The following is an 18,210-nucleotide window of genomic DNA, read 5'->3' as shown; positions in this document are numbered from 1 at the left end:
CATCCCAAACCAGTCTTTTTGCTCAAGCTAATTGGGTTGATGTGTATCCTGATTTGGTATGCCACTCAAGCGATGAGCAGCATACCCTCCCCAAAGCAAGTGCTTAATCAGGTAGTTTAAAGTCTGTTACAGACTCACGTAACGCTTCCGCCATGTTCGCAAGTTCAGAGACTGAACGTGCCGTATCGAAAGTCGCAGTGGTGGTTTGTGAAGTAATTTCTTGTACGACGTTCATCGTAGTTGCAATATGACCTGCAGATGCGGATTGTAGCTTTGCAGCATCCGAAATGTTTGCAATCAATTTCGCCAAATTACCCGATACGTTTTGAATCTCATCCAGTGCAACACCCGCATCCTTAGATAAGTTCGCACCACGTACAACCTCAGACGTGGTTTGTTCCATCGAAATTACAGCTTCGTTGGTATCGGTCTGAATGGTTTTTACCAGTGTTTCAATCTGTTTGGTTGCTGAAGCAGAACGTTCTGCAAGACGCTGTACTTCATCCGCAACCACGGCGAAACCACGACCTGCTTCACCTGCCATCGATGCTTGGATCGCTGCGTTTAAAGCCAAGATGTTCGTTTGGTCGGCAATATCGTTAATCAAGGCAACGATGTTACCAATCTCTTGCGAAGATTCACCCAAACGTTTAATACGTTTAGAGGTTTCTTGAATCTGCTCACGAATAATATCCATACCTTCAATTGAACGGTTTACAACGTTCGCGCCATTTGCAGCAATTTTTACTGAACGTTCTGCTACCACCGCTGATTCTTCAGCGTTTGAAGATACTTGGTCAATTGACATTGCCATTTCGTTAATCGCGGCAGATGCACCTGCAATTTCTTGCGCCTGATGTTCAGATGCTTCGGCTAACTGGTTGGTAATCCCCTGCGTACTTGCCGTATATTGCGCAACCTCTTGAGAAGTTTCGGTAATACGCGATACAAGGTCACGTAATTGGTCAATTGCGAAGTTAATCGAGTCGGCAATTGCACCCGTGAAGTCCTCAGATACCGTTGCATATGAGCGTAAATCACCATCTGCAAGATCGGCAATCTCATCCAGTAAACGTAAAATCGCGTTTTGGTTACGGTCATATTCATCTTGTAGACGAGATACACGTTTTTTATCTGATTCGCCACGAAGTACGAGTAATTTAAATACACAGAATAAGAAAGCAATCAGGGCTAGAATTAAACCTAAGGCAGGAATTGCAATTGCTAAACCTGTACCACCTGACAATTTGTTCAAATTACTTAACAAAGCATCCGACTGTTCAAAAATCGATGATGACGCTTGGCGTACTTTAACGATTTGTGATGAGTTCTTTAAGACCGTTGCTGCTGCCGACTTCAGTACATCATCATATTCAGATTGAATACTGGTTAAAGAGTCACGCATTTCAGGGTCATTAATACGCTCTACACCTAAGTCCGCACTGCCATTTAACTGTGCGTTTAAGTATGACGCGAAGGTTTCTGTATCTGAGCTAAAGTCATCCGCAGATTCACGTGAGTTGGCTGAACCTGTTAATACCGAACCAATTGAGCGTAAAATACGTTCTGCGATGAATACTTGGTTTTTTGCAATTACGACTTGGTTGGCTGGCACATTTTGACGTGCCATTTGGTCAACCATTAAGTTGTATTCGGCCTGAATCCCCGGAATACTTTCACTAATCGCGATGTTGGTATCGTAGAGTTGGTTAATGATTTTTTGTTGTGATGCAATTAAATCAATATTTTCAGAAACTTTTTTCCACTGCGTATCTACTTCACGCAGTGCATCTGTACTCGCGTGAATATCTTTTACTATTTCTAAGTTTTCAGCAAAAGACTTTTGTGATTCTGTCAGTTTTTTAATGGCTTCAGGTGTACCTGATGCTGTTGCTTCAGTTGCCTGACGCGAAATCGTTTGCGATAAAAGACGTAAATCACCCAAGCTACGGGTGAATTCGTTATTTCGAGGTACGCTATAGAATAGGTACAACAGTAAGAAAATTGCCAGTACGATACAAAATGCCGCACCCAAAATTAATGGCTTGGACTTTTCACTATCACCAAATACACGTGAAAACTGTTCCGTCTGTGATTGAAGTTTTGCTACTAAAGCATTTCCACCTGAGCGGTTACTGCTTCCATCCGTATTTTTCTTTTTAAGTTTAAAGCCCATGCAGCTTCTCCCCGATTTACGCCCTTATAATTTCGCGCGCGACAATGATATTAATTTATAAATTTTATAGATGCGTTCATATACTTTGGATTGTCTAATAAGCGACTGAATAAGAAAACATGCCATTGTTGGTTGTGTTGGTGAAAATACCCTTGGCAATATTCTTTTAAATTCCGATCTAAATCTTCATGTTTAGAAAAGAAACTTTTCTTATTAAAGTGCTGAATCCCCAGAACCTGATCTACAACTAAACCGACATAGTGGTCATTGTGACTAATACAGAGTACTTTTTGAGTCGGTGAATACGCACTGCGATGCCCTGATACATAGTGCGCTAAATCGGCAACAGAAAGTAAACGTCCTCGAATATTGGCCAAACCCACAACCCAAGGTTGAGTATTTGGCACTAAGGTATATTTCGGAGGATAAATTACCTCTGCAACTTCACCTAATGGCGCAACGAAATATTGCCCCATCATCTCAAAAGCAATGCCCGACCAGCGGTTTACCTCATTTTCGTTTGAAACGTAGTTTTTATTACCACGTTTAGCAAGTCGAAGTAATTCGATAAATCCATTTGCTGCCATAGAGCTTATCCTGCGTTCAGGTGTTGCTTAATCACATCAATCAGTTGGTTTTCATCAACAGGCTTGGTTAAATAATCACATGCACCTTGACGCTTACCCCATACACGGTCTGTAGCTTGGTCTTTAGTACTGACGATCACTACGGGAATGTGTTTTGTTGTTGCGCCACGCGCAATTTGACGGGTTGCTTGAAACCCATTAACGCCTGGCATCACCACATCCATCAACACTAGATCAGGAAGTTCAGCTTGAGCCATGGTTACACCATCGGCACCATTCGACGCTTCAATCACTTCAAAACCGTGTTTCCCCAAAATTTCTTTAAAGCGGAATGTCTCTGTAGGTGAGTCATCCACAATTAAAATACGCGCCATAATTTTCCCCAATTACACTTATATTATTTATGCTGAAACATGATTACGAATCGCATTTAATAATTCATCTTTACTAAACGGCTTTGTTAAATATTCATCTGAACCGACAACACGCCCTTTGGCTTGGTCAAATAGACCATCTTTGCTAGAGAGCATCACTACAGGAATATTTTGATAATTTTGTGAGTTTTTGATTAATGCACACGTTTGATAGCCATCTAGACGCGGCATCATAATGTCGACAAATACGATATCAGGATTTGCTTGAGCAATTTTTGACAATGCGTCAAAACCATCGACAGCAGTCACAACTTCACAACCCTCACGTTGTAATAATGTTTCAGCTGTACGACGAATGGTTTTTGAATCATCAATGACCATTACTTTTAGATTCTGGAATTTATCGTCCATTTAATATGACCCTTCCCATTTTTAGAATGTTTGTAGAAACAGATTCGTAGACGCTTTACAAGTTACGTACACTTTTAACATATATTTACTTATATTTTCAACGAACAGTTTCCGCATAAAGCCACACTTCATCTTCTTTTTAAGAACGGCTTCACACTTTCCTATACCCGTCGATTTTTTTTTGACTGATTATATTTTTTATTCCTAAATTTAGGACTAATATAGCACTATTTATTGCTTGTAAATAAGTAATTTAGTCAACTTTAAACTGGGGGTATCGATGCTTAGGGAGTTTAATCACAAACTTGCTTTGATCGTGAAAAAAAGGATGACTGCGAAAGTCATTTTGCTGGCTTTGCTAAGTTTGCAGACCATCTCGATTATGGCCGATCCACCTAAAGCGGTCTGGTATCGATATTACGACAGTAAAGGCATCGCGAACGTCAGTAGTAGTGTCACCCCCAACCATATTCGTTATGGTTATGAAGCACTCGATAGCAACATGCAAGTGATTCAACGGGCTCGTCCATACAACGCAGAAAAAGATGCGCAATATGCGCCACAACGTGCAGCTGCGGCCAAGCAACGCGAGTCAGATCTTAAATTAAAACGCGCTTATACCAACAGCCAAGTCGCCACTCAGAAACGCAATACCGCCCTTTCCTATATCTTAAAGCAGATTAAGTTCCAGCAAGATGAATTGAAACAATTACAGAATGACCGTATTGGATTCTTACGCCAAGAAAAAGAGAACATGCGTAAAGGCAAAAGCAATCCGAAACCGCTCCAAGATATGATTGATTATAATTCCAAAAATATTGTGATGAAAAAAGAGCAAATACAATCGTTACAAAGTCACTATCGTAATACCAAGGCTGAATACGACAGAATTATTGCTCGTTTAAAAACACTTGAATAATCTGCGTCTTATTTACAGTGTGCTGACTTTCGCCGCTAGACCAAAGGATTTGACTCAATGCAGGCTGCACTACGTATAAAAAACAAATTAAGCCGCCAAGTGCTCCCTATTTTAAAACTCAGTCCGCTGTGTTTGTGCTTACTCCTCTCTGCCTGCCAAAAACAAGATGAAGTCACCTCCCCTACTTCGTCTACAGCTAAAATCGAGCTGATAGCACAAGACTTGGTTCAGTTCCAAGAAGGGCCTTCTATCCAACGTACAGCTTTTACTGGCACCATTCGAGCCGTCAATCAAAGTTCCATTCAGGCTCAAGTGACAGCGACAGCAACCGCTGTCTCTGTTCAAGTTGGACAAGCCGTTCAAAAAGGGCAAGTGATCGCTCGATTGAACAATCAAGATAATGCTGCGCGTCTTGCCCAAGCTCAAGCCAATCTTGTATCAACCCAAGCCCAAGCCAATCTTGCAAAAAGCATGGTTCAAAGAAAAAAACGTTTACTCGATCAGGGCTTTATTTCTAAAGTGGAATATGAACAAAGCCTTGTGGACTATCAAGCTCAATTAGAAAATGTTCGTGCACAACAAGCTAATGTCGATATAGCCGAAAAGGCGGATCGCGATGGCACTATTTTAAGCCCAATTTCAGGGGTTATTACTCGACGTCTGGTTGAACCTGGGCAAACAGTATCCGCAGGACAAACTCTATTTGAAATCATTGACCCGAGTCATTTAGAAATACAGGCCAAAATTCCAAGTGATCTACAAGCAGCTTTAAGTTTGGGAGAAAAAATTGAATATCGGTTGCAAGGCAATCCCCAAAAACTGACAGCCAAACTTACTCGTATTTCTCCGATTGCAGACCCCGCAAGCCGTCAAATTGAGTTCTTTGCTCAGCCAATTGAAAGTATTAATTCATTGAGTATTGGGACCTTTGTAGAGGGAGACATACTTGGTTCACAGTCCATCTCAGGGCAAATTATCCCACTTGATACCATTCAAGATATACAAAATTCGCCTTATGTTTGGGTGATTCGCCACAATAAAATTGAACGTATTCGCATAAAAGTATTGGAACAACGCTATAGCAACAACAGTGCTGTGGTTCAGGGACTACAAACTGGCGACCGCATCAGTCGTATAAAGTTTAATGAAAAAGATTTGCATCAAATGGTGACAATCAATCCATAAAATAAGAAAAGGTTGTTGCTATGTGGTTAACCCGTATTAGTGTGAAATATCCTGTTTTTACCATCATGATGATGTTTTGTCTGATGGTTTTAGGCTTAGCCTCTTGGCAAAGAATGGGAGTTGAGGAGTTTCCTGATGTCGATTTCCCCTTCGTGGTGGTGTATACCACATATCCAGGAGCATCGCCTGAAACAGTTGAGTCTGAAATTACCAAGAAAATGGAAGATCAAATCAATACCATTTCAGGTTTAAAACAGGTCATTTCACAATCTAGCGAAGGCTTATCGACCATTATTGCTGAGTTTGATCTCGATGTTTCTTCTGCTATAGCCGCGCAAGATGTCCGCGATAAAATTGCACCGGTCACCGCTGAGTTTCGAGACGAAATTCAAGACCCAATTGTTGAACGTTACGATCCTTCTGCCAATGCCGTGATGTCAATTGTATTTGAATCACAAAACATGTCACTGAAAGACCTCAGTTCTTATTTGGATCAGCGCATCGTTCCGCAGTTTAGAACCGTTTCTGGTGTCGGGACAGTCAACTTATTGGGTGATGCCAAGCGACAAATTCGCATACAGATTGAACCCCACAAACTACAAAGTTTTGGGATTGGTATTGACCAGATCATCAACACGCTAAAAGCTGAAAATGTCGAGGTTCCGGGTGGAACATTGAAACATGGTAATAGTGAACTTGTGGTCGAAATCAAGTCTAAAGTGATTCATCCTTTAGCCTTCGGCGATTTAGTGATTGCCAATAAAAATGGTGTACCGATTTATTTGCGCCAAGTTGCAAGCATTTCAGACAGCCAAGCCGAACTTGAGTCGAGTGCCTATTTAGATGGTAAAACCGCGGTTGCGATTGATATTTTACGCAGTTCCGATTCAAATGTGATTGATGTAGTCGATGGTGCTTATGAGACTTTAGCAGATATCCAAAAACAGTTACCTGAAGGCACCACAGCAAAAGTCGTGGTAGATTCATCCAAAGGCATTCGTAATAGCATCACCGATGTTGCACGTACCATTATTGAGGGTGCAGCTCTTGCCGTTTTGATTGTCCTGCTGTTTTTAGGCTCGTTCCGTTCCACCGCCATTACAGGCATGACGTTGCCGATTGCTCTTCTTGGCACTCTGACGTTTATTTGGATCTTCGGCTTTAGCATCAACATGATGACCTTACTGGCACTATCACTCAGTATTGGTCTACTGATTGATGATGCGATTGTGGTCCGTGAAAATATTGTGCGACATGCAGACATGGGCAAAGACCCTGTCACAGCAGCCCTTGATGGCACCAAAGAAATTGGACTCGCTGTTTTAGCCACCACCTTAACCATTGTTGCGGTGTTTTTACCTGTGGCATTTATGGGTGGTATTATCGGTCGCTTTTTCTATCAGTTTGGCGTAACCGTCAGTACTGCTGTGCTGATCTCCATGTTTGTCAGCTTTACTTTAGATCCCATGCTATCTGCACATTGGGCTGAAAAGCATAATCCACATAAACCACCCAATCGAGTCAAACGTTTCTTCAATTGGATTTCTGGCAAACTAGATAATCTCAGCCATGACTATGAGAAATTACTCAAGCTTGCTCTGCGCTTCCGATTCATCACCCTCATGATTGCTGTGGCTTCACTGTTCGGTGCATTAGGCTTATCTAAACTAATTGGAACAGAGTTTGTCCCTGTTCCAGATAAAGGTGAGATCCGGATTAAGTTTGAAACATCTGTCGACGCCTCTTTGGAATATTCACAAGCCAAACTGCTGCAAGTCGATAAAATTATTCAGCAGCACCCTGACGTTCGAGCAACCTATGCCGTGATTAATGGTGTTACGGATCGTGGTAAAAACCATGTCAGTATTCGCGTAACCGTTACACCACGTACAGAACGCAAGAAAAGCTTAACCGACTTAAACAATGAGTTCCGTCAACGCCTACAACAAGTGGGTGGCATTACCGTGACTTCAATTGCCTCCGCAGATGAAACGGTATCGGGCGGACAAAAACCAGTGATGATTTCCATCAAAGGTCCAGACTTAGCCGAATTGCAAAAAATTTCAGACCGCTTTATGGCTGAAATTGCGCAAGTCAAAGGCATTGTCGACTTAGAAAGCTCACTTAAAGCTCCTAAACCAACTTTAGGTGTGCATATTGATCGGGTCTTAGCCAGTGATTTAGGGCTATCGGTCAACCAAATTGCCAATGTCATTCGTCCATTGATTGCAGGCGATGATGTCACCACATGGCAAGACGACAAAGGCGAAACCTATGACGTTAACCTGCGCTTAACTGAAAATGCGCGTAGCTTACCTAGTGATGTACAAAACCTTTACCTCACATCGCAAAAAACGGATGCCAATGGTCAAGCTTTATTGATTCCCCTTTCTAGTGTTGCGCATTTAGAGCAAAGTCTGGGGGCATCGCAGATTAATCGTCGCGATCTAGCAAGGGAAGTCTTAGTTGAAGCCAACACCGCGGGTCGTCCTGCAGGTGATATTGGTGCAGATATTAAAAAAATTGAAGACAACTTTGATCTTCCTGCAGGTTATAGCTTTGACACACAAGGTTCAAACAAAGACATGGCTGAATCCGCAGGCTATGCCATGACCGCTATCACCTTATCTATTGTGTTTATTTATATTGTGCTAGGTTCGCAGTTTAATAGTTTTATTCACCCTGCGGCTATTATGGCTTCCCTGCCACTATCATTGATTGGGGTATTTTTAGCGCTCTTCTTATTTAACTCCACTATGAACTTGTTTTCTATTATCGGTATTATCATGTTGATGGGTCTGGTGACCAAGAATGCAATTCTACTGATCGATTTCATTAAAAAAGCCATGGATCACGGCGTTGATCGTAATCAAGCAATAATTGATGCGGGTAAAACCCGTCTACGCCCTATTTTGATGACTACTAGCGCTATGGTAATGGGCATGGTACCTCTGGCTTTAGGACTAGGTGAAGGAGGTGAACAAAGCGCACCGATGGCACATGCAGTGATCGGCGGTGTCATTACATCGACACTACTGACCTTAGTGGTGGTTCCTGTGATCTTCACCTATTTAGATGACTTTAAGAACTTTATGCTGCGTCAAGTCCGTAAAATCATGTCATAATAATCGACATTTTTCTGAGGTGGTGTCGACATGCCTCCTCATTTTTTATCGTATAATCTTTGACTTTCAAAGTTTAAAATTTTAGGACAGTTTCCATGCGCGCGAGTCGCTTTTTATTTGCAACGTTAAGAGAAACCCCAAATGACGCAGAAGTGATTTCACATCAACTAATGCTACGTGCTGGGATGATTCGTAAATTGGCTTCAGGTTTATACACTTGGCTGCCGATGGGCGTTCGCGTATTAAATAAAGTTGCGGCGATCGTTCATGAAGAAATGAACAATGCGGGTTCACTCGAAGTCCTGATGCCCGTAACTCAACCAGCATCTTTATGGGAAGAATCTGGTCGATATGTCCAATACGGCCCTGAACTGCTTCGTTTTAAAGACCGCCATGGCAACCCTTTCGTGCTTGGTCCTACCCACGAAGAAGTCATTACCGATCTTGCGCGCAATGAACTCAAAAGCTATAAACAATTGCCTGCAAACTTCTATCAAGTACAAACCAAATTCCGCGATGAAATTCGTCCACGTTTCGGTGTAATGCGTTCACGTGAATTTATCATGAAAGATGCTTATTCTTTCCACGCAAACCAAGAATCACTGCAAGAAACCTATGACATCATGTATGGCGCGTACTGCAAAATCTTTAGCCGTTTAGGTTTAGATTTCCGTCCAGTACAAGCAGATACAGGTTCAATTGGTGGTTCAGGCTCACATGAATTCCACGTATTAGCATCAAGTGGTGAAGATGATATCGCCTTCTCGACTGAATCTGACTATGCGGCAAATATTGAAATGGCTGAGGCCGTTTTAGTCGGTGAACGTGCGGCGCCAACCAAAGCTTTAGAAGTTGTCGATACACCAAATCAAAAAACCATTGCAGACGTCTCTAACTTCTTAAAATCTGATCCTGCACACTCTGTAAAAGCCTTGTTAGTGCAAGGTATTGCATCCGAAGAAGGCCAAGCAACTCCGGTAGTGGCATTGTTCTTACGTGGCGATCATGAGCTGAATGAAATTAAAGCGGAGAAGCATCCAAGCATTGCATCACCATTAACTTTTGCAACAGAAGAACAACTTGCTGCACTGGGTTTAACCGCTGGTTTCTGTGGACCACAAGGCTTAGTTGAAAAAGGCTTAACGGTCATTGTCGACCGTGCTGCATCAGTACTATCTGACTTTGTTGCAGGTGCAAATGAGGTTGATAAACACGTGACAGGTCTCAACTGGGAACGTGATGCACAGTTCACTGAAGTTTATGACTTACGTAATGTGGTTGAGGGTGATCCGTCTCCAGACGGTAAAGGTACGCTGCAAATTAAACGTGGTATCGAAGTTGGGCATATTTTCCAACTGGGTCAAAAGTATTCAGAAGCTTTGGGTTGTAAAGTTTTAGGTGAAGATGGTAAGCCATTTACTGTCACCATGGGTTGTTACGGTATTGGTGTAACACGTGTAGTTGCCTCTGCAATTGAGCAAAACTTTGACGAAAAAGGCATTATTTGGCCTATAGCTATTGCACCGTTTGAAGTTGCCATTGTGCCGATGAATGCACATAAGTCTCCACGCACTTTGGAAGCAGCTGAAGCACTGTACGCTGAACTTACGGCAGCAGGTTATGATGTTTTGCTGGATGATCGTAACGAACGTCCAGGCGTGAAATTCTCAGACCTTGAGCTTACAGGTATTCCTCACCGTATTGTGATTGGTGAGAAAGGCTTGGATGCAGGTACTTTTGAATATAAAGGCCGTCGTGATGCTGAATCTGTAAACATTTCTAAAGAAGAGTTATTGGCGAAAATTGCAAAATAATTCATTTTAGAATAAAAAATCCCGCGATATATGCGGGATTTTTTATGGGATCATATATATTTAGCAGAACTTTAAACCACCGTAGCAGTTCGATCTAAAGTTTTGCCCTTGTAAACTTAAATTAGTCAATGGGAAATCTAAAGTTGTAGAATTCATTGGAACATTACCAACTGCTAAGTCACTCCCCAAAGCACACTGAAAAAGTAAATCTCCACATGGCCTTGGATGCTCAGTTAAATCTTTATTAATCCCTGCAATGGTTTGTTTTAGAACCTCATTGGTAATTGCTACTTTGGTGGTTGGACTTAAGCTACCAAGTTCAACTTCGTCTTCCATCGCTAGCCACCATCCTTTATTCGCACCAACTGCAGCCCCCGTCCATAGGATATCTTGTGATTGCAAAGATAGTGATGCAGGATTGTTTAAATACAGCGCATGAATTAAACCTAAACTCTGATTCACAGTGATATCCGTTTTTAATCCCGTAATATTCCCTGTTACCTGTTTATTCAGAGGCACGCCGCCGAGTACTGTTGCAGTAAGAGGACCTGAGAAATTGATTTGTCCAACAGTACCACTTCCTTTTAAAGTTACATCTTTCATTCGAGTTCCTGACACAATTGTCGAATTAATCGTAAAAGGTGCTGTGGTTGAACTCAGGGTTAAATTATAATTATCAGATGTGTAATCCAATGTTGTCGGAATAAATAAAATTGTTCCTGTAACCTTCCCTTTAATTTGTAAACCCGTATCTGCATACGTCATAGTACGAGCTTCTGTTACAGCAGTACCTGAAGCTGTTTTAGTTTTCATATAACCACTAAAGGTATTAATACCATTTGGCGTCGAAGTATTCTCTGTACCAAGCGTCATTAAACCTTTAATCTTTTCAGCACTGACACGAAAACCGAGTACTTCACGTGTTGCGGCTGAAGTCGGATTTTTAATGGCAAACTGAATAAATGGATTTGTGATTAATGCCGAAGTTGCTGCACGTTGATCAGAAGTATAGTTTGGATCATCAGGTAGTCCACTTAAACCAATATGATCGATATCAATATCACAACTGTTGGCTCGAATGGAATTGTTGTCGCCACCACATCCCAATTGAAGCTTTTTAATATTGGCATTCAGCTCCAATTCTGCACTTAGGGCCAACTTATAAAAACCAATGTTTGATTGGTTATATGTTTTCCCTTGTGCATCGGTTGTATTCGTCCCCTGCTGAAACTCTAGATTCATCAAAGATTGACCTTCAACTTCTGACAACTCCTCGTCATTTAACGCGGTCATCGCATAACTTTGACTCAAGCCTAATGTTGCTGTGATTAGAATTGAAATTAAAGACTTATTCATTTTATTTATTCCTTGTCATTCTTTTTAGCGCGGCGTAATCCCTAATGTGCTACGCATAGCCCCACCCGTAATGGCAATATCTGCAACCTTCTGCATGGTACCCGTTGGAGACAATGCAACTTCCGTTCTAAAGGCAGTTCCTTGTCCACCTGCTAATGCCTTATGGTTAAATTGCACTTGATTGTCTATGACAACTGAGTCCTTTTGCATATGAATTTTTCCATTCAAACCCAAGTGACCCTGCATTTTGTTTAAATTAAAACTTGAGGTTTTTGTTGTTGTTCCATTACTGTCGGTATTACTTAAACTAATAAAACTGCCTTTTTTACTTTCATTACTCAGGTCTGTACTACTCAACGTATTAAACTCAAAATTGGATTTAAATGACAAATAGTTGCTTTGTGGTGTCCCGCCTACAGCCTCAAGCCCTGGAATAATAAAGAGTTCGCCTTTACCATCTAACATAAAAGCAATCGATGCGAGAACATCATCTTTTTTGGCAAAGTTATTAATCGGCACGACTTCTTTGGCACAACTATTTACTCCTGCTGGACAATTATACAGTGCACCCGGAAGCTGCCCGATTGCGATTTCCGCATTGGCAGCAAACAATAAGCTATCGGCTTTGATATAGATTTCATTTTCATTAAAGCCAATCACACCATTGGCTTTAAAATATGAGTCAATATTACGTAAGCCTGTATAGTAGTTAACTTCTTCGCCATGCTTACTCATCGCACCATCAATGACGATAATCGACGTTGTTTTCGGGTTGCCTTGACTATCTTCACCATAACCATCAGTTGATACCGCGATATCATAGCCCAAGCCATCCTTCACCGTTCCAGCGGTATTGGTGTATTTCTTGGCAAAAAATGCAGCATTGGCATTCAGGTTATAAATCGGAATACCTAAGCCCCATGTCCCTTCGTTAGTATTGTTTACCGCAATAGAATTATCTGAAATAAAGCGGGCTTTACGTGCAATGGCTTGAAAATCTAGCCCACGCACAGCAATAAAAGCCATATTTGAAGCATTGCCCGTTGGCGATGGGTTATAAATCAGTTCATAGTTTTGCGCACCCAATATCGTCTTAATTTGGTCATTGACCACAAAACCCATTGAGTTGGTGCGAATGTTATTGATATAAATCTGGCCAAAATCAATATAGGCATTTTGACTGTTTATTGCTGAATTGGGGTCAGTAGAAGTACGCACATTCAGCGGTGATAAGTTTGAAAATTCGATGGCATAACTACCTGTACCAGTATGCCCTAATTCAAACGTTGTCGGTGTCGCAGCGCCGAGCAAACTATTCCCTGCACGAGTAAAGTCAGCCGATACATTTAAATGTAAGCCGCCCGCATTCTTAAAACCATAACCTGCAGATGCAACCACCTCATTTTCTTGAACATTGCCGTTAACACGGTTGACCGTATTAAACTTAGCAACACCAGTTTGGTCAGCATTCAACGCGATCTTGCCATTGGTTAATGCACCCGATGCCCCTATCCGAATTAAGTTCCGGTGAGTCGAGTTTGCTGAGCCATAACGTAAATCAACGTTTAACCCCGGATTTGTGGCATTACCTACACGGCTGTCATGTACATCTGTCTTATCTTCCACTCGACCTAAAACAACAATATTATCGCCAACACTACCCTTGGAGGTGAGAACCACACCTTCCGTTTCATCGATATAGAGGTATCCATCAGCAGATAAATTGAAGTTGAAATCTTTTAAGGTTAAATCTTGATTATTTTGTCCATAACTAATACTAGCATTCTGCAATTTAAAATCTAAATGCACCTTTGAGTCACGGTTAAACAGACCATTCGTCGTTGCTAAGTACACTTCAAAAGGTGAAATAGTTGAAAGCTTAAAACTTCCTAAATTTTGATCCGTTTCACCCGTTGCACAATTTGGTGAACACATCAGCATGATTTGGGCAGCCGTTGCGGTAAAAGGTGACACACTGGCAGAGAGCTGAATGCCGACCCCTTGCGTACCATTGGCTAATTGTGTTGTTCCCACATCAAAATCGAGTTTGGTTTTAATGTTGTTATAACCAGTTGCCGTTTTCATTTCAATATTATGCAAACCCAGTTTTATCGGTGTTTTTCCGACTTCCGCAGGATCGACCCAATTCAATTGTTTAATGTCAACTTTTGAAGCTTCATGGGTAATTGAAATACCATCTTGACCCGTTACATCACTTAAAATCTGATCATTCAAAGCTTGTAATGCATAACTTTGATTCGCTGCACAAATACACAGTGTCAGAAGGTTTAGTTTTATTATTTTATGCATCTCAATATCCTTTTGAAACTATATGTCTAACAGCGGCTACCCGCAGTGCCCGAACAGTTATAGCTAAAGATTTTTAGATTTCCATCCAGATGTAAGTTTCCGTGAACATTTAAGCCCATAAAACCTTGTTCCTGACCTTTATCAAAAGTGGGTACAGTTTTACTCGTACCATAACTGTTATACGTTGAGGTATTGAAATATCCATTTTCACCACTTTCTACTGAAAGGCTGGCAAAACCTAAGTTTCTAATTTTAAGGGGTTTATCATCGAAAAATTTTAACAGCATCGCAGTTTGTGGCTTACCTTCTTTATTCAGAATTGTGGTACCTTCCAGCGAAAATTTATCAATTTGCATGGTGCCTTGGAACTGCTTAAACACCAGCCATTTTCGTTGCCCATTTTCCTTATGATTATTTGGAGAAATAGCGATACGACACAGTTCTAATAAAGCGCAATCTTGATTTGCGCGCATTTGATAATAGGCTTCAGTGACAATAGCTCGCCCATTTGCATCTACACCATTCGTCCTAGAGATCGTATTTAAACTCATATCATTGGCATATTGGTGGTTAATCGATAGGGTTAAGTTCAGATCTGCACCGCCCTGCCCAGTCACACCAACCAGTTCCTTATTATCCAAATCTACCAAACCCGCTTGAGACAACATGGATACTGACATCAACATGGTTACACATAATTTTTTCATCATGTCAGTGTCCTATAAGCCTGTGGTCTTAATTTTTAAGTGTTGAATCAGTACACCATCTATAGCAACTGAACCCAGATTCACAGGAACTGCAGTTCCAGCCCCACGAAATACCACCCCAGTAGAATTATTGGCTGTATTGGCTTTGAGCGTATTGGTGATTGGATCCCGTGTCACACTACCAATCGAAATACTGCTATGTGTTGCGTTATTCCCTTGGTATTGAATCGCGGTACTTCCTGCCCCAGTTTGAACAAAATTCGAACCGCAATAAGCCACATTACAAGTTGATCCTTTATAGTCAGTGCTGCTTCCACCTTGTACATCTGGATAGTAGGTATAAATCTGCTTATAAATCTCAGGCACATTCGGAATACGCGTGACTTCGAGAATAATATTGCGTCCTTCCGAACCTACAACAAAAGGCTGATACATATTACCCAAGACCAAGTTAATATTTGGACTGTATAAATAGAGTCCCTCGCTCGCATCAAAAATTGGAGCCAATGAACGATCTAATGCAGGTGTGACTGCCGTACCATCGTTGGTCGCAGCTGTGCTCAGTCGAAGGACTTTAGCATTCAATAGCGCTTTATTTGCGTCGTTGTTGGCATAGACCAATCCAGATGGATCATCATTGGTATTGATCCGAAGTAAGGCTGCCATCCCAAAGGTTTTATTTTGCTGGTCTAGGGTAGATGCTTGAGTTTGAAACATACGAACCTGTGAGCCATTTAAACTCAATCCGTTGGCAACTGCCTGTAAACGTATTCTTTGGTTTAAACTTAAATCAGGATCCGCAGCCGCATTGGTTGTTGTCGGTGCACCTGTAATAGGATCCACTTTATTTTGAGAGTTCCAACTTCGTGAAAAAGCATCCCACCATAGACCTAATTTAATATTATTATCTGCATCACTCGTTACAACCGTTGCTAAAGGCGCTTCTAGCCCTAAAAAACTTACATCTGAACTTGCATTAGACTGATGAAACTGTTTAATCCCCGTGGCTGTGCCAGCGCGAAATAACCAAGGATTAACATCGCTTCCCCATGTGAAGCCCTGATTACTGAAACGGCTATTGGCATTATTATCAGACCGCGAAAGCGCTAAACCATAAATAAAGATGTCTGCTTTGGTTCGTTTCGTGCTCAGATCATCTGCGTCGGTATACTTGGAATAGTTCTCACCCACAGGAATAATACGAATAAAGCCCGTGTCGTATTGTTGTGGATTGGCCACGCCACGGTTGTAGCTAGAAGCAGTGGAGAGATCATTAGCCCCTTGGAACACCATCTTGAAGTTTTCAGGAAGTAAAGCAATGCCTTCACCTGTAGTATCCGCTAGATATTCATCGGAAAGTGACTCAAGGGCAAATGTAGGCTGCGCAAGCATGAGTCCGACAAGACTAGCTAAACAGGATTTTTTCAATCCTGCGGGATATATACGATTCGTCATCTCGACCATCCTTATTATTCGATGCTCCGCATCTTTATGTACTGCATCCTTTGCTTGGCATTCTACTCTGCGCACTATAATTTTTATTTGCGTCAACCAAAGCACTCTATTTCATAATTGATTATGCTGAAACTCAGCACAAATGCAAAACCAACTGTCCGATAATATTTATTTTCCGATGAATGAATTGACATAAAAAAAGCGGATCAATGATCCGCTTTCTTAAATATCAAAAACTTAGGTCTTCGGTAAAGTTACACCTGTTTGACCTTGGTACTTACCACCACGGTCTTTATACGATGTTTCACACACTTCGTCAGATTCGAAGAACAACATTTGTGCAACACCCTCACCTGCATAAATACGTGCAGGAAGATTGGTTGTGTTCGAGAACTCTAAAGTAACATGACCTTCCCACTCAGGCTCAAGTGGTGTGACGTTTACGATAATACCGCAACGTGCATAGGTCGATTTACCCAAACACACAGTCAACACATTACGTGGAATACGGAAATACTCAACGGTACGTGCTAAAGCAAATGAGTTCGGCGGAATAATACAAACATCAGCTTCAATGTCGATAAAACTTTTATCATCAAAGTTTTTTGGATCTACAATTGCCGAGTGAACATTGGTAAAAACTTTAAACTCACGCGCGCAACGAACATCATAACCATAGCTCGACACACCATAAGAAATGAGTTTTTGACCATTTTCATCTAAACGAACTTGGTTTTCTGCATACGGTTCGATCATGCCGTGTTTTTCGCTCATTTCGCGAATCCAACGATCGGACTTAATAGCCATTTATTCTTTCCAAAAAAGCTTAATTTCAATAATTGCGTTGTACTTTAACTGAAATCGCTTTCAATGAAAATAAGCGCGTTTAAGTTCGCAAAATTTCTGTCTTTAATTACTAAATTAAAAACTTAAAATCGCAGAATAGCTCAGCGGAATCGAAAAACTCATCAAAACCAGCGACGCTGTTTTTTGCAGGTTAGATTGGTTCAGCCAACGAATTTTATTGCTCGCTAAAATTGATCCAATAAAAGTCCAAAAGAAAGCAATTGGAACAATCAAAACCAAAAACAGCGACATATGTGACAGATAATAATCTAGTTTTGTCCACGCAATGGTTGGGAAAATGGCTGAAGCAAACAATAATGCTTTAGGGTTCAATAACGTTGCCAAAAACAGTTCACGCGCCCGAATAGTCGGTTGATTAAAACTCACTTCAGCATCGGCTGTACGCCATAATTTGATGGCCAAATAAATGATATAGCTTGCGCTGAACAGTTTTAAAATAGTCGGCAATAAAGGCAAGTGTACGGACACTTTTCCAATAAGGAAGCCCCATGCGGTGATTGAAATGAGATAGCCAAAAGCTTCTGCTGGAATGAGACGCAAAGATTTACGAATACCGACTTGAATGCCCGAAGAGGCAAGTAGGGTATTGGTTGGTCCTGGAGTTAAAAGAATGGTTATCACTAAACCAATAAAAAACCAAGTGACCATATTCACAGACCCACATATATATAGCTATAAGCGTAATGACTTGCCTTGCTGAAAGCAATCAAATTTAGTGAACCGTGATAACAGTTTTTTTAATTTTCATTCAATACTTAACATAAATAACATATAAGCCCCTTACCCAATCTAGCATTCATAAAAATGACGCCACATGCTTTATTCTTTTTTCAAATCAATGATTTTATAAATCAAATAGACATGCCTAATGAAAAAAAACTATTCAAATGATTTTTAATCAGTTACTTTTTAAAACATGCGTAT

At 41.1% G+C, this 18,210-nt stretch carries 14 protein-coding genes; 4 read left to right on the top strand and 10 right to left on the bottom strand.

Annotated elements, in window-relative coordinates:
• Nucleotides 1-103: 103 nt before the first annotated feature.
• From PTT44_RS11610 to pilG, 4 genes are read right to left on the bottom strand one after another with little or no spacing between them, the layout of a single operon-like run.
• Nucleotides 104-2,176 (bottom strand): methyl-accepting chemotaxis protein, encoded by a 2,073-nt coding sequence (locus PTT44_RS11610; RefSeq protein WP_168158364.1) that lies wholly within the window; start codon nucleotides 2,174-2,176, stop codon nucleotides 104-106.
• 50 nt (nucleotides 2,177-2,226) lie between these two features.
• The gene (locus PTT44_RS11605; protein ID WP_004694490.1) at nucleotides 2,227-2,763 is read right to left on the bottom strand and encodes a chemotaxis protein CheW; all 537 of its coding nucleotides are present in this window, start codon (nucleotides 2,761-2,763) and stop codon (nucleotides 2,227-2,229) included.
• A gap of 5 nt (nucleotides 2,764-2,768) precedes the next feature.
• Nucleotides 2,769-3,137, bottom strand: a complete 369-nt coding sequence (locus tag PTT44_RS11600; protein ID WP_004694491.1) for a response regulator — start codon at nucleotides 3,135-3,137, stop codon at nucleotides 2,769-2,771.
• Between the two features lie 27 nt (nucleotides 3,138-3,164).
• On the bottom strand, nucleotides 3,165-3,548 hold the full coding sequence (pilG, locus tag PTT44_RS11595; RefSeq protein ID WP_004694493.1) for a twitching motility response regulator PilG: 384 nt from the start codon (nucleotides 3,546-3,548) through the stop codon (nucleotides 3,165-3,167).
• Nucleotides 3,549-3,828: 280 nt separating this feature from the next.
• On the opposite strand from pilG, the gene PTT44_RS11590 reads away from it, so the two are divergent.
• The 4 genes from PTT44_RS11590 (at nucleotide 3,829) to PTT44_RS11575 (ending at nucleotide 10,591) form a co-directional block, all read left to right on the top strand.
• On the top strand, nucleotides 3,829-4,467 hold the full coding sequence (locus tag PTT44_RS11590) for a hypothetical protein (RefSeq protein WP_087010454.1): 639 nt from the start codon (nucleotides 3,829-3,831) through the stop codon (nucleotides 4,465-4,467).
• Nucleotides 4,468-4,524: 57 nt separating this feature from the next.
• A complete protein-coding gene (locus PTT44_RS11585) occupies nucleotides 4,525-5,652 on the top strand; it encodes an efflux RND transporter periplasmic adaptor subunit (protein WP_168158365.1) in 1,128 nt (375 codons plus the stop codon).
• A 20-nt stretch (nucleotides 5,653-5,672) separates the two neighbouring features.
• A complete protein-coding gene (locus PTT44_RS11580) occupies nucleotides 5,673-8,777 on the top strand; it encodes an efflux RND transporter permease subunit (RefSeq protein ID WP_168158366.1) in 3,105 nt (1,034 codons plus the stop codon).
• 95 nt (nucleotides 8,778-8,872) lie between these two features.
• A complete protein-coding gene (locus PTT44_RS11575) occupies nucleotides 8,873-10,591 on the top strand; it encodes a proline--tRNA ligase (protein ID WP_168158367.1) in 1,719 nt (572 codons plus the stop codon).
• Nucleotides 10,592-10,651: 60 nt separating this feature from the next.
• On the opposite strand, the gene PTT44_RS11570 is transcribed toward PTT44_RS11575, so the two are convergent.
• The 6 genes from PTT44_RS11570 to PTT44_RS11545 form a co-directional block, all read right to left on the bottom strand.
• Nucleotides 10,652-11,947, bottom strand: coding sequence for a hypothetical protein (locus PTT44_RS11570; protein ID WP_087010446.1), 1,296 nt, complete (start codon nucleotides 11,945-11,947; stop codon nucleotides 10,652-10,654).
• Nucleotides 11,948-11,971: 24 nt separating this feature from the next.
• Entirely contained in the window at nucleotides 11,972-14,257 is a 2,286-nt protein-coding gene (locus PTT44_RS11565; protein ID WP_168158368.1) for a DUF6160 family protein, read from the bottom strand.
• Between the two features lie 26 nt (nucleotides 14,258-14,283).
• On the bottom strand, nucleotides 14,284-14,967 hold the full coding sequence (locus tag PTT44_RS11560; RefSeq protein ID WP_168158369.1) for a hypothetical protein: 684 nt from the start codon (nucleotides 14,965-14,967) through the stop codon (nucleotides 14,284-14,286).
• A 9-nt stretch (nucleotides 14,968-14,976) separates the two neighbouring features.
• On the bottom strand, nucleotides 14,977-16,419 hold the full coding sequence (locus tag PTT44_RS11555) for a hypothetical protein (protein WP_168158370.1): 1,443 nt from the start codon (nucleotides 16,417-16,419) through the stop codon (nucleotides 14,977-14,979).
• 237 nt (nucleotides 16,420-16,656) lie between these two features.
• Nucleotides 16,657-17,226 (bottom strand): dCTP deaminase, encoded by a 570-nt coding sequence (gene dcd / locus PTT44_RS11550; protein ID WP_004694514.1) that lies wholly within the window; start codon nucleotides 17,224-17,226, stop codon nucleotides 16,657-16,659.
• A 114-nt stretch (nucleotides 17,227-17,340) separates the two neighbouring features.
• Nucleotides 17,341-17,934 carry a LysE family translocator gene (locus PTT44_RS11545; RefSeq protein WP_004694517.1) on the bottom strand — a complete coding sequence of 198 codons (594 nt, stop codon included), beginning with the start codon at nucleotides 17,932-17,934 and terminating at the stop codon, nucleotides 17,341-17,343.
• Between the last annotated feature and the right edge of the window lie 276 nt (nucleotides 17,935-18,210).

It is taken from the genome of Acinetobacter sp. Gutcm_16, from assembly GCF_028649355.1.
GTDB classification, from domain to species: domain Bacteria; phylum Pseudomonadota; class Gammaproteobacteria; order Pseudomonadales; family Moraxellaceae; genus Acinetobacter; species Acinetobacter johnsonii.
Note: the sequence above shows the minus strand (reverse complement) of the source record. Positions and strands in the feature narration are given on the sequence as shown.

Coding starts and splice junctions, on each gene's coding strand:
- PTT44_RS11610 (WP_168158364.1), bottom strand. CDS start 2,176: ATGGGCTTTAAACTTAAAAAGAAAAATACGGATGGAAGCAGTAACCGC.
- PTT44_RS11605 (WP_004694490.1), bottom strand. CDS start 2,763: ATGGCAGCAAATGGATTTATCGAATTACTTCGACTTGCTAAACGTGGT.
- PTT44_RS11600 (WP_004694491.1), bottom strand. CDS start 3,137: ATGGCGCGTATTTTAATTGTGGATGACTCACCTACAGAGACATTCCGC.
- pilG (WP_004694493.1), bottom strand. CDS start 3,548: ATGGACGATAAATTCCAGAATCTAAAAGTAATGGTCATTGATGATTCA.
- PTT44_RS11590 (WP_087010454.1), top strand. CDS start 3,829: ATGCTTAGGGAGTTTAATCACAAACTTGCTTTGATCGTGAAAAAAAGG.
- PTT44_RS11585 (WP_168158365.1), top strand. CDS start 4,525: ATGCAGGCTGCACTACGTATAAAAAACAAATTAAGCCGCCAAGTGCTC.
- PTT44_RS11580 (WP_168158366.1), top strand. CDS start 5,673: ATGTGGTTAACCCGTATTAGTGTGAAATATCCTGTTTTTACCATCATG.
- PTT44_RS11575 (WP_168158367.1), top strand. CDS start 8,873: ATGCGCGCGAGTCGCTTTTTATTTGCAACGTTAAGAGAAACCCCAAAT.
- PTT44_RS11570 (WP_087010446.1), bottom strand. CDS start 11,947: ATGAATAAGTCTTTAATTTCAATTCTAATCACAGCAACATTAGGCTTG.
- PTT44_RS11565 (WP_168158368.1), bottom strand. CDS start 14,257: ATGCATAAAATAATAAAACTAAACCTTCTGACACTGTGTATTTGTGCA.
- PTT44_RS11560 (WP_168158369.1), bottom strand. CDS start 14,967: ATGATGAAAAAATTATGTGTAACCATGTTGATGTCAGTATCCATGTTG.
- PTT44_RS11555 (WP_168158370.1), bottom strand. CDS start 16,419: ATGACGAATCGTATATATCCCGCAGGATTGAAAAAATCCTGTTTAGCT.
- dcd (WP_004694514.1), bottom strand. CDS start 17,226: ATGGCTATTAAGTCCGATCGTTGGATTCGCGAAATGAGCGAAAAACAC.
- PTT44_RS11545 (WP_004694517.1), bottom strand. CDS start 17,934: ATGGTCACTTGGTTTTTTATTGGTTTAGTGATAACCATTCTTTTAACT.